Origin of the sequence: Pantoea sp. OVA07A (assembly GCF_019969975.1) — a bacterium.
Classification (GTDB): domain Bacteria; phylum Pseudomonadota; class Gammaproteobacteria; order Enterobacterales; family Enterobacteriaceae; genus Pantoea; species Pantoea agglomerans.
This window is the reverse complement of sequence record NZ_JAHXYM010000001.1, coordinates 226,944-242,633: the sequence shown is the minus strand read 5'-3', so window position 1 is coordinate 242,633 and position 15,690 is coordinate 226,944. Positions and strand designations below refer to the sequence as shown.

Sequence of the window (15,690 nt, the reverse complement as noted above, 5' to 3'; positions counted from 1 at the left end):
TAGCCACCGTACTGACAGTGGCATGTCCGTTTTACTCCCTGGCTCAGACTGCCAGCGACATGAATACTTCATCCTCAAATACCTCCCTCCAGCCCTCAGCAGGTAAAGACGGACAACAAGGCAATGGTGAAAACGGAGGCGCGGGAGGCAAAGGAGGCGTTCCGGGAGAAGGTACTAACGGAGGAAAAGGAGGTAATGGCGGCAATGGCGGCAATGGCGGCAATGGCGGCAATGGCGGCAATGGCGGCAATGGCGGCAATGGCGGCAATAGTGGGAGTGCCGATAATCCCGATACATCAAGTAAAGGCGGTGCGGACGGCGCAGGTGGTGCGGGCGGCGCAGGTGGTGCGGGCGGCGAAGGTGGTGCGGGCGGCGCAGGCGGTGCGGGTGGCGCAGGCGGTGCGGGTGGCGCAGGCGGTGCGGGTGGCGCAGGCGGTAACGGAGGGACCGGTGGAGAAAGTTTTCTGAAAAGGATTTTCAAATGAAAACAATCCCTTTGTTAGCTTCGCTAATCATCATTCCGTATGCGCATGCTGAGTACAAAACGGATATGTTGAGTTCACACCATAATGTCATTCTCATTGATGCCGCTGCAGGTTCTGATGGCGGACCGGGTCAGAACGGCGGTGCCGGGGCCAATGGCGGTCCGGGTGAAAATGGAGGACGAGGGGGAAACGGGGGTATCGGCGGAAATGGAGGGCCAGGAGGAAATGGTGGTGCCGGAGCCAATGGCGGTGATGGCGGAAATGGCGGCCTGGGAGGAAGCGGTGGAAATGGCGGGAACGGAGGTGCTGGACAGAATGGCCAGGCCGGAGGCAATGGCGGGAATGGAGGAAGCGGCAGTATGGGGGGAGATGGTGGAAACGGAGGAAATGGTGGGAATGGCAGCAATGGTAGTGATGGTGGCGCAGGGGGGAACGGAGGGAATGGTGGCAGCACGGGAGGTGACGGCGGTGCGGGAGGTAACGGTGGTGACGGAGGAGATGGCGGCGACTAAATTCACCCACGCCTTAATATCTCTTCTCTCCTGGCTGCAGGCATATAAAACAGGCGAGAACAGCAATTATCACGGGTTAATTCACAGCTAAAACAGGCATTTGAATAACACTGATTTAGCGTAAGAAAACTTTCCGTCAGCTCAACATTAAAATCAGCTTACCTGAATTAACTAAAACGCTCAGAGATCCTGTCAACGCTGAGTATGTGTGAAACCCCTCTTTTTTTACCATCAGGGAAATGCAACCTGGAGTTGGCGTACAGTGGAACCCCGGATTTTTGATAGCCATGATGTGAGAAATAATGGAATTAAATACACCGCTGAAATGGAGTAACGAGTAACAACAAACGCCACATGTGAAATGCTTTTTATAGCTTAAACGCACAATGGAGAACAGCCGCGAATAACGACAACTCCGCCATATGCGCTCTATTGCAATGTTGCGCAGTGTATCAGATACCGCCAACCCCATAGCCTGACAGACGATACCCGCTCAGTGTTAACGTGCTGCTAAGTGATCTGAAACTCCCATACGTCTGGCGGGCGAAACCCGCTCAGTGCTAACGCGCTGCTAAAGGACCTGAAAATCCTCGTCGCCTGGCAGGCGAAACCCACTCAATGTCAGCCTGCTAAAAGCGAAACCTTATGAATCTTTCCCCGCTTTCAGCGGCCTGAGCCCAGCCAGTCCGGGTGACAAACCCACCGGCAGGGGTTTGCCAGAGGCGTCCGCAGCGCTGAGGAACAACCAGAGGCAAGGATGAGCCGACAGGACGTCGGCGAAAGGACGGCACGAGCCAGGGATGGCGAGTCCGGACGGTCCGTCGGCCGCAGGGCGTGACGAAGGCACCCCGCGTAGCGGGGCGCGCAGGCAGCCGGACGCCGGGATTGTTAAGGGGCGGGCGTCCGCCCCTTGACCCGTCCGCCTGCACGGGCAACCTGAAACTCCTCATCGCCTGGCGGGCGTAACCCTCTCAGCGCTAACGCGCGGCTAAGTGATCTAAAACGTTCCATCGCCTGGCAGGCGAAACCCGCTCAGTGTCAGCCTGCTACAAAGCGAAACCTTATGAATCTTTCCCCGCTTTCAGTAAATTGAGCCCCGCCCATCCGGGTAACATACCCACCGGCAGGGGGTTTCCCAGAGGCGTCCGGAGCGCTGAGGAACAACCAGAGGCAAGGATGAGCCGACAGGACGTCGGCGAAAGGACGGCACGAGCCAGGGATGGCGAGTCCGGACGGTCCGTCGGCCGCAGGGCGTGACGAAGGCACCCCGCTACGCGGGGCGCGCAGGCAGCCGGACGCCGGGATTGTTAAGGGGCGGGCGTCCGCCCCTTGACGCGTCCGCCTGCACAGGCAACCTGAAACTCCCGAACGCCTGGCGGGCGAAACCCGCTCAGTGTTAACGCGCGGCTAAGTGATCTAAAACGCTCCATCGCCCAGGCGGGCGTAACCTGCTCATAGCCAGCCCGCTGCTAAGCGAAACTTACTCAGTGTGCCAGCCCGCAGCCAGGCGAAACCCGCTCATAGCCAGCCCGCTGCACAGCGAAATCCGCCCGCTGCTAAGCGCCCCCCCTGCCGCCAGGCAACAACTAAGCACTTAACCATCCCAGCTTAATCACAAACAGAATCGACAGGATCACCAGCGCCGCATTCACCTCTTTCGCGCGTCCGCTCAGCAGCTTCACCAGCGTCCAGGTAATAAAACCAAACGCGATGCCGTTGGCGATCGAATAGGTCAGCGGCATGGTCAGCGCGGTCACGGTGACCGGCGCGGCGGTGGTGATATCTTTCCAGTCAATCTCTGCCAGGCCCGAGGCCATCAGCACCGCTACAAACAGCAACGCAGGCGCGGTGGCATAAACCGGAACACTGGAGGCCAGCGGCGAGAAAAACAGGGCCAGCAGGAACAGCACGGCGACCACAATCGCGGTCAGGCCGGTACGGCCACCGGCACTCACGCCCGCCGCCGATTCCACATAACTGGTAGTGGTCGAGGTGCCGAGCAGCGAACCAAACAGCGCAGCCGCACTGTCAGCAATCAGCGCACGGCCCATCTTCGGCACGTTACCCTGCTCATCCGCCAGACCGGCGCGTTTGGTCACACCCAGCAGCGTGCCCGTGTTATCAAACACATCAACAAACAGGAAGGCAAAAATCACGCTGATCAGGCCGACGTTAAACGCGCCGGCAATATCCAGCTGCATAAAGGTCGGTGCAATCGACGGCGGTGCAGAGAAGACCCCGGCAAAGGGCGACAGACCAATGCCCATGGAGATAAAGGTCACCAGCAGAATACCGATCAGCACTGCGCCCGTCACCCGACGCGCTTCCAGTACTACGATAACCACAAAGCCGAGCATCGCCAGCAGCGGACCCGGTTTAGTCAGATCGCCAATGCCCACCAGCGTTGCCGGGTTATCGACCACGATGCCCGCACCTTCCAGCGCAATCAGCGCCAGAAAAAGCCCGATACCGGCACCAATCCCGGCGCGCAGCGGCAGCGGAATACTGGCAATAATCCATTCACGAATCTTAAATAGCGACATCGCGAAGAAAATCACCGCCGAGAGAAACACCGCGCCCAGCGCAATCTGCCACGTATAGCCCATGTGCAGCACAACGGTGTAGGTGAAAAAGGCGTTCAGTCCCATACCCGGCGCCAGCGCAATCGGATAGTTGGCGATCAGCCCCATCAGCACGCAGCCAATCGCCGCCGCCAGACAGGTGGCAACAAATACCGCGCCCTTGTCCATGCCGGTCGCGCCCAGAATGCTTGGGTTCACAAACAGAATATAAGCCATCGCCAGGAAGGTGGTGATCCCGGCGATAATCTCAGTACGAACCGTCGTGTTATGCGCTTTGAGTTTGAATAGTTTTTCTAACATCATCATCTCTCGATACAGGAGACATCAGTCTCACTTGCCAAAGGGGTTTGCATGCTGATTATTCTGTTTCCGGGACACTGATGCCGGACGCTGCATACTTGCGTGCCAGAATCGCCTGAAATCCCTGACTTACCCACTGCCCAAAGCAATTGCCATGCCAGCTACCGACGCAATCGATTACCTGGCAGAGCCGGGTACGCCTAAGAGAATTCCGAACCAAAACGAGGCGCGATTATGGTGCAATGCACCAATGCCGCGCAATCGTTTTCCTGCGGCAAACAGGCAGCCCCGAAAAACTCTGCGCCAGCGCACGCTTCCGTACTCTCACAGGCGAAGCTGGTCACGTTTCAGCACGCTGCCTCAGCAAGCTTTTCTGGCCTGTGTAGACTCCTGAATTAACTCTTTCGTAACACTGAGGCCGCGCAATGAAGCCAGCAATTTTGGTGGTGGATGATGATCCTGCAGTCTGCGACGTCTTGCAGGATGCGTTAAGTGAACATCTGTTAACGGTCTACCGCTGTCATCAGGGACGCGAGGCGCTATCGATGCTCAGCGAACACCCGGAAATCTCGCTGGTGATGCTGGATATGATGCTGCCCGATACCAACGGGCTACTGGTATTGCAGCAGCTTCAGCGTCAGCGACCCGAAGTGCTGGTGATTATGCTGACCGGTATGGGTTCTGAAGCGGAGATGGTGGTGGGCCTTGAGATGGGCGCAGATGATTACATCGCCAAACCCTTTAATCCACGCGTGGTAGTAGCGAGAACCCGGGCGGCCCTGCGTCGCAGCGGACGCATAGCGCAGGCCGACCCTGAACAGGAGGGCTGGCGTTTTGGCGGCTGGCAACTGGATGATGGCCGCTGCCAGCTGTTTAATCCGCAGCGCGAGCTGGTGCCGCTGACCCAGGGGGAATATAGCCTGTTACGCGCGCTGGTACGCCACGCCCGCAAGGTACTGACCCGCGATCAGTTGCTGGAGCTGACCCACAGCGAAAGTCTCGACGTGTTTGACCGCACCATCGATGTGCTGATCATGCGGCTGCGCCGTAAAATCGAAATCAATCCGCACCAGCCCGACCTGATCCGCACCATTCGCGGACTGGGTTATGTCTTTTCGGCCGATGTGGTGAAACCCGATTCGACAACGCGTGCCAGTCAGATTGCCTGATTACGCCTGCCGCGCGCAGGATAGCCAGTGCGCGTAATCGTTGCACAGCAGCCAGCGCGGCGCTTCATCCTCCTCAAGCGGGTTGAAACGAGCCAGCGGCGTCAGAAACACGTTGTCGTTTTCGTCATCGTTGGGCATCGATACCTCGCCCACCAGCACGTCGCCGAGGCCACTTTCACCCCAGAAACTGTGCCAGATGCCCGCCTCCAGCGTCACGCTTTCACCCGGTGAGAGCCGCAGCTGTGAACCGGCGGCATGGGTCTGGCGCAGGCCATCCAGCGACACCGCCACCAGCGAATCAGCCAGCCCGTCACCGTTGCGGTTATGCAGTTCGACAATCAGATTTCCGCCGCCGCGATTAATGATGTCTTCCATCTTGCGCGGATGGTAGTGCATCGGCGTCTGCTGCCCTTCCCGCACATGCATTATTTTCTCGGCGTAGGGTTTATGCCACGGCTGCCTGCCTGGTGAACCGTTGCGCAGGGTAAATAGTGTCAGCCCGGTCTGCAGAAAATCAGCTGCGCCAAAACTGGTGAGATCCCAGCCCAGTCGCAACGCCAGAATCTCCTGCGCGACCTCACGATCCTGAGCCCGCCACTGGCTCACATCGAAATCGGCCCACGGCGGCAGATGCACATCCTGCTGTCGGAAAAACTCGCGCGTATGTTGCAGGTAATAATTAACCTCTGAACGTTGCATGGTGGCCTCCTGAGAGCGGCACCCTAAAGGTGCCGCACTAAAGCTTATTTCACCGTCCAGCCCTGGTAGCTGCCGATATTATTACGATCGATCAGTTTCACCGGGATCAGCACCGGTTTGTCCGGTGCCGGTTTGCCCTGCAGAATGTCATAACCAATCTCGACCGCTTTGGCGGCCATGACCTGCGGGTCCTGCGCAGGCGTCGCGACGAACAGTGAATTCTTGCGCTTCAGCGCCTCTTCACCGTCCGGCGAGCCATCGACGCCAACGATAAAGAACTCACTGCGCTGCGCCTGTTTCGCCGCTAAGTCTGCGCCAATCGCTGTCGGGTCATTGATGGCAAACACCGCATCAATTTTTGGATTGGCAGAAAGCAGACCGGTCATGACTTCCAGTCCGCCTTCACGACTGCCTTTGGCGTTCTGGTTGTAAGAGAGCAGCTTGATGTCAGGATGGGTTTTCAGCTCGGTCATGCAGCCTTCAACGCGGTTTTGCACCGCAGAGACCGGTGGTCCGTTGATGATCACCACGTTGCCTTTGTTCTTCAGGCGGTCAGCAATATATTTACAGGCCATCGCGCCCGCCTCGGTGTTATCGGAGGTGATGGTCGCATTCGCGCCATCGGCCGCCACGTCGACCGCCACCACGACGATACCGGCATCACGCGCCCGCTTCACCGCCGGGGCGATCCCTTTGGAGTCGGCGGCGTTGAGAATAATCATGTCGACTTTGGCCGCAATAAAGTTATCAATCTGGCCCACCTGCTGACCGAGATCGTAGCCGCTGGAGACCAGCGTCACATTCACCTTATCGCCCGCCAGCTGACGCGCCTTCATCTCTGCACCTTTGGTGATCTGCACGAAGAAGGGGTTTGCCAGATCGCCGACCGTTACGCCGATAGATTTGAGTTCTTTTGCCTGAGCCAGGCCGGTACTGAACAGCGTCGCCGCCAGCAGCCCGGTTACAATCGGATTAAAACGCATAGACCTTCTCCTGCTGTTTTCAAGGTGCCAACCACTTAATGGCGTTTTTTAGATGGCGGAGGTGAAATGGCACATCCGCCCTTATAAGACTCAACTCACATGATGACGGGTACGGTATTTGTCGATCAGGACCGCGATGATGATGACCGCACCCTTGATTACCAGCTGCCAGAAATAGGAGACCCCCATCAGCGTCATGCCGTTATTCAGCGTGGCGATAATCAGTGCGCCAATCAGGGTGCCGGTGATGGTGCCGATGCCGCCGACAAAGCTGGTGCCGCCGAGGATCACCGCCGCAATCGCATCCAGCTCATAGCCAACCCCGAGGTTGCCGTTGGCGCTGTATAGCCGCGAGGCACTCATCAGTCCGCCCAGCCCCGACAGCAGGCCGCTCATGCCGTAGACAAACAGCAGCACCATTCCGACCTTGATACCGGTGAGACGCGCCGCCTGGATATTGCCGCCGACCGCGTAGATATGGACGCCCAGCGTGGTGCGGCGCAGGATGAACCAGCAGATGGCGATCACCGCAAAGGCAATCACAATCAGCCACGGCACCGGCCCGAGATAGCCGTTGCCGATCCACTCAAAGTTAATATCGGAATTGATTACTGTGGTGCCATCCGCCAGCAGGTATGCGGCTCCGCGCAGTGCAGTGTAGGTGCCAAGCGTGACGATAAAGGGCGGCAACCCGGCCCAGGCGACCAGGATGCCGTTGAACAGCCCCATCACCAGGCCTGCGCCCAGCGCCATCGGAATGGTCATGGAAGCCAGCATCGGATCCAGCGACGCTACCAGCGCCACCACCGCGGTGGTCCCCAGCATTGACCCCACCGACAGGTCGATGCCGCCGGTGAGGATCACAAAGGTCATGCCCGCCGCCAGCACGATGTTAATCGACGCCTGACGGGTAATGTTGAGCAGGTTTGCTTCGGTGAAGAAGTTCGGCGTGACGAAACCAAATACCGCCACGATCAGGATCAGAATCGGCAGGATACCCACCGTTTGCAGCAGATCGCCCATCAGGGCGCGTTTCAGCGTCGGTGCTTTGGTGCGGGCCAGTTGTGTCATGGTGGTCTCCTTAGATTTCGCCTGCTGACGCGCTGTGCGCACCGGTTGCCAGCGTCATAATATTTTCCTGACTGATGTGGCTGCCCTCCAGCTCACCGACGATGGTGCCTTCGTGCATCACGTAAACGCGGTCGCTCATCCCGACCACTTCCGGCAGTTCGCTGGAGATCATCAGAATCGCCACGCCCTGCCGCGCCATCTCCTGCATCATGCGGTAGATCTCGCTTTTCGCCCCGACATCGACGCCGCGCGTCGGTTCATCGAGGATCAGAATGCGCGGACCAATCGCCACCCAGCGCGAAATCAGCAGCTTCTGCTGGTTACCGCCCGACAGACCGCCCGCCCGGACCTGAGCGTGAGGAACGCGAATATTGAGTGAAGCGATCGCCTCACTGGCGATGGTCTGCCCTTTGCGGCGGTTCAGCATCCCGTAACTGGCGTCACGTTCCAGCGTCGCCATCACGATGTTCTCCTGCGCCGCCATCTCCAGAAACAGTCCCTGCTCTTTGCGGTTTTCGGTGAGGAAACCGATGCCGCGTGCAATTGCATCGCGCGGTGAATGGATGGTGACCTTCTCGCCATCGATCCAGATCTCGCCCTCTTTCGGCTTGTGCACGCCAAAAATCAGCTGTGCCAGCTCGCTGCGGCCTGCGCCCACCAGCCCGGCCAGGCCGACAATCTCTCCGGCCCGCACTTCAAGACTGCTGGGATGCACTTTGCCACCATCGGTAAGGTGATTGACCGCCAGCCGGATATCGCCCAGCGGGATAGCACGGTCTTTGTTAAACAGGTCGCTGAGCGGCCGTCCGACCATCATCCGCACCAGTTCGCTGGCGTTGAGCTGATCACGGGTCAGGCTGCCTACATACTCCCCGTCGCGCAGCACGCTGACGCGATCGGACAGCTCATACACCTCCGCCATGCGGTGGCTGATATAGATGATCGCCATACCTTCGCTGCGCAGCCGTTTGATCAGCGCGAACAGCTGTTCGGTTTCGCGGTTGGAGAGCGCGGCGGTCGGCTCATCCATAACCAGAATGCGGCTGTTGCGCTGCAGCGCGCGGGCGATCTCCACCTGCTGCTGCTCGGCGATGCTCAGACGGCTGACCAGATCCCAGGCGCTGAACTGCGCGCCGAGCCGGTCAATGACCCGCTGCGCCTCTTCGGCCATCTGCCGCCGCTTCACCAGCCCGCCGGGCGCGATTTCGCTACCGAGAAAAATGTTCTCCGCCACCGTCAGGTTGGGTGCCAGGTTGATCTCCTGATAAATCAGGGTGATCCCGGCGGCCAGTGCCTCTTTCGGCCCTTTCAGCGCCCAGGGCTTGCCTTCAATTAAAATTTCCCCGCTGCTGGCGGTATAGGCACCGGCCAGAATCTTCATCAGTGTGCTTTTACCCGCGCCGTTCTCCCCCATCAGCGCGTGGACCTCACCGGGATAAACCGTGAGATCGACGCCCTTCAGGGCATAAAAGCTGCCGAAGCGCCGGGTAATTCCCCGCATTTCCAGTATCGGTGTGGCTGTCATCGCCTCGCTCCTGCGGACTGTGGATAGCCGTCAGTAAAGCAACGCCAGATAAACGGAAAATGTCAGCGGCCATTCATATTTGTCATAAACGCCCGCCTGCACGCTCCTATACTCGGCCCATCGTTGCAGTGAATAAGAGGTCGTGGGATGCAGCGCACTTATCCGTGGCAGGCCGGGGCACGTGGACGCCTGTTGCTGTTCAATCTGCTGGTGGTGTCGGTCACGCTGATGGTCAGCGTGGTGGCGATCTTCGGCTTTCGTCATGCCGGGGCGATTCAGGAGCAGGCACAGGCGCAGACCCTGGCCGACATGAACGGCAGCCTGGCGCTGGCGCGGGATACCGCCAACGTGGCGACAGCGGCAGTGCGGCTGTCACAGGTGGTGGGCGCGCTGGAGTATCAGAGCGAATCACAGCGGCTGCAGCAGAATCAGCAGGCGTTGCAGCAGTCGCTGAGCCTGCTGGCCAGTGCACCGCTGGCGGCACGTCAGCCGGAGCGCATCGCCCGGATCCGCGCCCGCAGCCTGATGCTGGAACAGACGATTAACAGCCTGCTGCTGACCGGCCACCAGCGTCATCTGCAGCGCAACAACATGCTGAGCGACCTGTGGCAGACGCAGATTCTGCTCAGCCATATCGACCAACTGGTGCAGCGGGAACAGCGGACGCTGCCGGATGCCGCACTGCGGGAGCAAACCGAACGGCTGATCACCATCGCGATCCGCACACCCTCGCCCATCGCCGTCATCGAACAGCTCCAGCAGGTGATGGCGCAGTGGCGCAACGTGCCGCTGACGGGCGTGACCGGCGAAAACGTGCAGCGACTGCTGGCTACCCAGCAGCGCCTGCTGCCGCTGGCAGAGGCGCTGGAGCAGAGCGACCTGGCGATCGCCTATGCCACCTACCGGATTAAAGCGCTGGTGGCGATGCTGAATGAAGATATCAGCGCCTCGGTGCAGCAGGTGGCGTTACAGAGTGAGGCGCGCACCCTGGCGACCCACCGTGAGCTGGATTCCATCATCGGCTTTATCGCGCTGTTTGCGCTGCTGGCGCTGGCGATCACCGGCTATGCCGGTATCTACATCTATCGCAATCTCGGGTCGAGCCTGACGGCGATTGCCGGGGCCATGACGCGGCTGGCGCAGGGCGAGCAGAACGTCAGCGTGCCAGGGCTGCAACGTCGCGACGAGCTGGGCGAGCTGGCGCGGGCGTTTAACGTCTTTGCCCGTAACACCGCCTCGCTGGCTCACACCTCACGGCTGCTGAAAGAGAAGAGTAATCAGCTGGAATCCACCTTTCTGGCGATGCGCGACGGCTTTGCGCTGTTTGATAACAACGGTCAGCTGGTGGTGTGGAACGCCCAGTATGCGGAGCTGCTCGGCATCGCGCCGCATGAACTGCATCGCGGCGTTCCCTGGCAGCAACTGCTGGCGCCGCTGGCGGTGGATCTGCACGATCCCGGTGAACCGCAGGAGATCCGGCTGGCCGATGGTCGTACGCTGGAGCTGCGCTTCAGTCCAATCCCGCGGCGCGGCATGGTCAATACCGTGCTGGACCGGACCTCGCGTAAAACGCTGGAGGAGGCGCTGCAGCACAGCCAGAAAATGAAGGCGGTCGGCCAGCTGACCGGCGGACTGGCACACGACTTCAACAATCTGCTGGCGGTGATTATCGGCAGTCTGGCGCTGACCGAAGGCCAGCTGACGCCCGGCCCGCTGGCCAGCCGGATTGATCGGGCGCGACAGGCGGCCGACCGCGCTGCACAGCTGACCCAGCGGCTGCTGGCGTTCTCCCGCAAGCAGGCTCTCTATCCCCGTGCGGTGTCGGTGGTGACGCTGGTGGATAACCTGCAGGGGCTGCTGCAGCACTCGCTGCTGCCTGGCCAGCAGCTGATTATTGATGCACAGCGTCCCGGCTGGCCCGCCTGGATTGATGCCAGCCAGCTGGAGAATGCGCTGATGAATCTGGTGGTAAATGCCCGCGATGCGATGCATCAGCAAAGCGGCGAAATCCGGCTGCGCATCTGGAATCAGCGCCGTCTGGAAGGGGATGAGAAACGTGACAGGGTAACAATTGAGGTGATAGACCACGGCTGCGGCATGTCGGCCGGGGTTCGTGAGCAGGTGTTTGAGCCTTTTTTCACCACCAAGGCTACCGGCAGCGGCAGCGGGCTGGGCCTGTCGATGGTCTATGGCTTCGTGCGGCAGTCTGGCGGCCAGATCGAACTGGAAACCGCGCCAGGCCAGGGCACCACGGTGCGGCTGCTGTTGCCACGCGCGCCGGAAGCCGCCGTCGCCGCAGTGATCGCCCCGCCATCGCCTGTGCACATTGAGACGGACATTGAGGCGGCCAGTAACCGGCTGGTGCTGGTGCTGGATGATGAACCGGCGGTGCGCCAGACACTCTGTGAGCATCTGCATCAACTGGGTTATCTGACGCTGGAGTGTGGTGACGGTGAAGAGGCGCTGGCGCTGCTGCGCCAGACACCTGATATCGACCTGCTGATCAGCGACCTGATGCTACCCGGCGAGATTAACGGCGCGGAGGTGATCCGCCAGGCGCAGCAGAACTGGCCGCAGCTGGCGACGCTGCTTATCAGCGGTCAGGACCTGCGCCACCAGCCGGTGACGCTGCCGCTGTGCGAACGGCTGGCGAAACCCTGGCAGCAGGCACAGCTGGTGCAGGCGTTACAGCGCGCCTGGCAGCGCAGCGAAAGGCTTAATCGCGCGCAGCAGGCTGCCACAACGGCACCGGCTTCCCGCTGATGTAGCGCTTGCGCAGGCGGCTGGAGATCACATCCATCACCATCACTACCACCACCAGAATCAGCGTCAGGAACATCACCACATCCCAGTTCCACAGGCGCATATTCTCAGCGTAAACCAAACCGACGCCCCCGGCGCCGACAAAGCCCAGCACCGCCGCTGAGCGGGTATTGGACTCTATCTGGTAAAGGCTCAGCGCCAGAAACTGCGGGAATGACTGGGTGAAGATGCCGAAGCGGTGTTTCTGCAGGCTGTTGGCGCCGACGGCGCCCAGTCCGCGACCCGGTGAACGCTCCACCGCTTCGTGCCCTTCGGCGTAGAGTTTGCCGAGCAGACCGACATCCTGCAGGATAATCGCCAGCACCCCGGCCAGCGGCCCCATGCCGACCGCCCGGACGAAGATCAGCCCCCAGATCGCCATGTCGATACCGCGCAACACGTCAAACAGACGGCGCATCAGAAACGCCAGCGGTTTCGCAGTTCGGCTGTGCATCACGTTGCGCGCCGCCAGAAACGACAGCGGCAGCGCCAGCAGCGAGGCAGTCAGCGTGCCGGCAAAGACAATCCCTAAGGTGATGCCGACCTGCGACAGATAGTAGCCAAACGGCCAGTTCAGGAAGTCGTGCCAGACAAACATCCGCAGGAAATAGCGCCCCAGCTGCTGACAGCCCATCAGCAGGCGCGACCACTCCAGACCAAACACCGAAAAGAAAAAGAGGTAATAGAGCAGCAACGCCAGTGTGATCAGCGCCAGGCGACGCAGATAGCGCGGCTGTGCGGCGAAGAGTTCACGATGCTGCTGCTTCATTAGCGCGATATCGGGAACGGTGCTTATCATGTCCTGTCTCCTGTCACACGGCGACGAAGCTGGCCGGAGAGCGTATCCAGCAGCGACACCACAATCAGGATCAGCAGCAGCGTAATACTGACCTGATCGTAGCGGTCCAGTTTGATGTTGGTCATCAGCTCCTGGCCGATGCCGCCCGCGCCGACCAGCCCAAGGATGGTTGAGGAGCGGAAGTTAATCTCCAGCCGCATAAAGCTGTAGGAGAGAAAGACCGGCTTAACCTGTGGCCAGAAAGCGAAACGCATCCGCTGCAGCTTGCTGGCTCCGCAGGCCGCCAGGCCGCGCACCGGCTTATCCGACGCCGACTCAATCGCCTCGTAAAACAGCTTGGTCAGGCTGCCCACGGTGTGCAGCGCCAGCGCCAGAAAACCGGGGATCGCCCCGATGCCAAAGGCCATCACAAACATCACCGCCCACGCCAGCTCCGGCATGGTGCGCAGGAAGGCGACAAAGGCGCGAATCGTCATCCGCACGCTGACCGGCGTCTGGGTATTGTCGGCGGCGAAAAAGGCCAGCACCGCGGCCAGTGCCACCGCCACCAGCGTCGAAGCCAGCGCCAGTTGTAGTGTTTCCCAGATCAGCGGCAGCTGGATCGGCAGACGGTAGCCCCAGTAAGCCAGCGAGCCTTCGGTCTTGCCGTCGGCAAACAGCAGCGGCAGATGCAACACCGGCAGAATTTCGTGCAGGTAGTCAAAGAAGTGCGGCAGCGACTGCCAGACGGTAAGCAGATTAAATTCTGCCACCCTGCCCGCCGCCAGGTAGAGTGCCACCAGCAGCAGTGACCAGAGCAGCGCGTCTCGTTTCTGCTGGCGGCGGATGCGTTGGTAGTAGTGTTCGAATTCGGTCAAAGGGGATCTCCGGCGCTAAAGCAGCGGGACGCAGGCGAGTTTGCTGCGTCCCGCTTTCCCCGCCTGAGCGGAGAAGATAAGAAGTAGCTGGATTTAGCCGCGGCTGCCTTTCATCAGGTCGCGCTTCATATCGATGATGTTCTGATAATCGGCAACCGTTGCCTGACCGATGTGCTGCTCGCCGCCCACCGCTTTCACGAAGCAGGCGTGATCTTCCTTATCCAGCTTTTTAATTGCCGACACCACTTTCGCTTTAAAGTCAGCGGGCAGCTTGTTGCTGACCAGCACCGGACCGTTGGGGATCAGCGGTGACTGCCAGATAATGCGGATCTGCTTCATCAGATCAGGATGGTCCATGCGGATCAGACGGCCAAACGCGCCAGAGGTATAGCCGCTGTTGTAGTCACCGACCAGTGAGGTCCAGGTCACTGCGCCATCAAACTGGTTGTTCAGCACGCCCAGAATGTCCTGCTCATGGCCGCCGGAGAAGGTCACGCTGGAGAAGGTGTTGTTATATTTGTCATCCACTGAGCCGCCGAACATCTTCTTAAACGCCTGGTTCGGCATCAGGAAGCCGGACGTCGAGTCGGGATCGGCCATACCGAAAGATTTCCCTTTCAGGTCTTCCAGTTTTTTGTAGGGGCTGTCCGCTTTGACGATCACCACCGAGTGGTAGCCGCGTGACTGATCTTTGTCATCCACCACAATGCCAACCACATCGACCGCTTTCGGGTCCTGAATGTAGACCGACGCAAACGAGGCTGGCGACATGCTCAGCACCATATCGATCTTGCCACCCAGCAGACCCTGAATCACGCCAGAGTAGTCGGAGGCGTTGCGCATCTGGGTATCCACACCCAGTTCTTTATCAAAGAAGGTCTTCACACACTGATTATCGCCAATCTGCTGGGTGGCGTTCTGACCGCCCAGAATCCCCAGATTAAGCTGTTTCGGCGCATCCGCTGCGCTGACACCAAACGCCATTACACTGGTCAGGAGTGCTAAAGAAGTCAGTTTCATTCGGGGTTGTTCTCTTGCTGTGGAAGTTAATGGATTTGGTTAAGTTCATCGCCATACAGCTGGTGCAGCAGGCTGTCGGTCAGTCCTGAAGGATGGCCGTCAAACAGCACCACGCCGCGCTGAATGCCAATCACCCGGGTGCAGTAGCTTTTCACCAGCTCAATCGAGTGCAGGTTGACCATCACGCTGATGCCCTGCTCGCTGACCTGACGCAGCACATCCATGATGCGCTTGGTATTTTTGGGATCGAGTGACGCCACCGGCTCATCGGCCAGCAGGATTTTGGGGTTCTGCATCAGGGCACGGCAGATCGCCACACGCTGCATCTGCCCGCCAGAAAGGTTTTCCGCCCGCTGCAGCGCCTGCGGCAGCATGTTCATCCACTGCAGCAGTTCGATGGCGTGCGCCCGGTCATTGTCGGAGAAGATTTTAAAGAAGGATTTCAGCGTGCCGGTCTGGCTCAGACGGCCCAGCAGCACGTTGGTCAGCACGTCGAGGCGTGGCACCAGACAGAAATCCTGAAAGATCATGCCGCACTGGCTGCGCCATTCGCGCAGCTGGCGGCTGTTGAGCGTAACCACGTTACGATCCGCTCCGCCATGATGCAGACTGATAATCGCGCCGGAAGTCGCTTCAATCGTGCCGTTGAGCATGTGCAGCAGGGTCGATTTACCCGCGCCAGAGCGGCCAATCACCGCCACCAGCTCACCGGCGTGCAGGTCGAAACTGACCTGATCCAGCACCTGAGTCTCGCCGTAGGCTTTGCTCAGTTTCTGCACCGACAACACTTTTTGTCCGCTGAGGCTGGCCGGTGGCAGGTCGTTGTCGACCACCGTTTTCAGAAGTGCCTGTGCCATGGTTTCTCCGTCATCGCTGATTGCGTTCT

The 15,690-nt window shown here is 59.7% G+C and carries 13 protein-coding genes; 4 read left to right on the top strand and 9 right to left on the bottom strand.

Annotated features, from left to right (window positions below; all coding sequences use genetic code 11):
• Positions 1 to 195 precede the first annotated feature (195 nt).
• A complete protein-coding gene (locus LC417_RS01055) occupies positions 196 to 468 on the top strand; it encodes a hypothetical protein (RefSeq protein ID WP_223565357.1) in 273 nt (90 codons plus the stop codon).
• Positions 469 to 569: 101 nt separating this feature from the next.
• The gene (locus LC417_RS01050) at positions 570 to 1,088 is read left to right on the top strand and encodes a hypothetical protein (RefSeq protein WP_223565356.1); all 519 of its coding nucleotides are present in this window, start codon (positions 570 to 572) and stop codon (positions 1,086 to 1,088) included.
• Between the two features lie 1,495 nt (positions 1,089 to 2,583).
• Here LC417_RS01050 and LC417_RS01045 read toward each other — a convergent pair.
• Positions 2,584 to 3,882: an NCS2 family permease gene (locus LC417_RS01045; RefSeq protein WP_212685931.1), complete on the bottom strand. Its 1,299-nt coding sequence runs from the start codon at positions 3,880 to 3,882 to the stop codon at positions 2,584 to 2,586.
• A gap of 422 nt (positions 3,883 to 4,304) precedes the next feature.
• On the opposite strand from LC417_RS01045, the gene LC417_RS01040 reads away from it, so the two are divergent.
• Positions 4,305 to 5,048, top strand: coding sequence for a response regulator (locus tag LC417_RS01040; protein WP_052270614.1), 744 nt, complete (start codon positions 4,305 to 4,307; stop codon positions 5,046 to 5,048).
• On the opposite strand, the gene LC417_RS01035 is transcribed toward LC417_RS01040, so the two are convergent.
• From LC417_RS01035 to LC417_RS01020, 4 genes are all read right to left on the bottom strand, one after another.
• A complete protein-coding gene (locus tag LC417_RS01035; RefSeq protein WP_223565355.1) occupies positions 5,049 to 5,747 on the bottom strand; it encodes a D-lyxose/D-mannose family sugar isomerase in 699 nt (232 codons plus the stop codon). It abuts the gene before it with no gap.
• A gap of 44 nt (positions 5,748 to 5,791) precedes the next feature.
• Positions 5,792 to 6,730 (bottom strand): ABC transporter substrate-binding protein, encoded by a 939-nt coding sequence (locus tag LC417_RS01030; RefSeq protein WP_010247755.1) that lies wholly within the window; start codon positions 6,728 to 6,730, stop codon positions 5,792 to 5,794.
• A 90-nt stretch (positions 6,731 to 6,820) separates the two neighbouring features.
• Positions 6,821 to 7,801: a ribose ABC transporter permease gene (locus LC417_RS01025; RefSeq protein ID WP_010670880.1), complete on the bottom strand. Its 981-nt coding sequence runs from the start codon at positions 7,799 to 7,801 to the stop codon at positions 6,821 to 6,823.
• Between the two features lie 10 nt (positions 7,802 to 7,811).
• Complete coding sequence (locus LC417_RS01020) at positions 7,812 to 9,326, bottom strand: sugar ABC transporter ATP-binding protein (protein WP_033767643.1); 1,515 nt, start codon at positions 9,324 to 9,326, stop codon at positions 7,812 to 7,814.
• A gap of 147 nt (positions 9,327 to 9,473) precedes the next feature.
• Here LC417_RS01020 and LC417_RS01015 point away from each other — a divergent pair, with 147 nt between their 5' ends.
• Positions 9,474 to 12,089 (top strand): ATP-binding protein, encoded by a 2,616-nt coding sequence (locus LC417_RS01015; protein WP_223565354.1) that lies wholly within the window; start codon positions 9,474 to 9,476, stop codon positions 12,087 to 12,089.
• Here the strand turns inward: LC417_RS01015 and phnE (LC417_RS01010) are convergent.
• The 4 genes from phnE (LC417_RS01010) to phnC form a co-directional block, all read right to left on the bottom strand.
• The gene (gene phnE / locus LC417_RS01010; RefSeq protein WP_223565353.1) at positions 12,043 to 12,927 is read right to left on the bottom strand and encodes a phosphonate ABC transporter, permease protein PhnE; all 885 of its coding nucleotides are present in this window, start codon (positions 12,925 to 12,927) and stop codon (positions 12,043 to 12,045) included. The two genes, LC417_RS01015 and phnE (LC417_RS01010), sit on opposite strands and share 47 nt — an antisense overlap.
• Positions 12,924 to 13,784 (bottom strand): phosphonate ABC transporter, permease protein PhnE, encoded by an 861-nt coding sequence (gene phnE, locus LC417_RS01005; RefSeq protein ID WP_132500001.1) that lies wholly within the window; start codon positions 13,782 to 13,784, stop codon positions 12,924 to 12,926. Before phnE (LC417_RS01005) ends, phnE (LC417_RS01010) begins: the two co-directional genes overlap by 4 nt.
• A gap of 93 nt (positions 13,785 to 13,877) precedes the next feature.
• Positions 13,878 to 14,804, bottom strand: coding sequence for a phosphonate ABC transporter substrate-binding protein (phnD, locus tag LC417_RS01000; protein WP_010247773.1), 927 nt, complete (start codon positions 14,802 to 14,804; stop codon positions 13,878 to 13,880).
• Positions 14,805 to 14,830: 26 nt separating this feature from the next.
• Positions 14,831 to 15,661 carry a phosphonate ABC transporter ATP-binding protein gene (gene phnC / locus LC417_RS00995; protein WP_223565352.1) on the bottom strand — a complete coding sequence of 277 codons (831 nt, stop codon included), beginning with the start codon at positions 15,659 to 15,661 and terminating at the stop codon, positions 14,831 to 14,833.
• Positions 15,662 to 15,690: the final 29 nt, after the last annotated feature.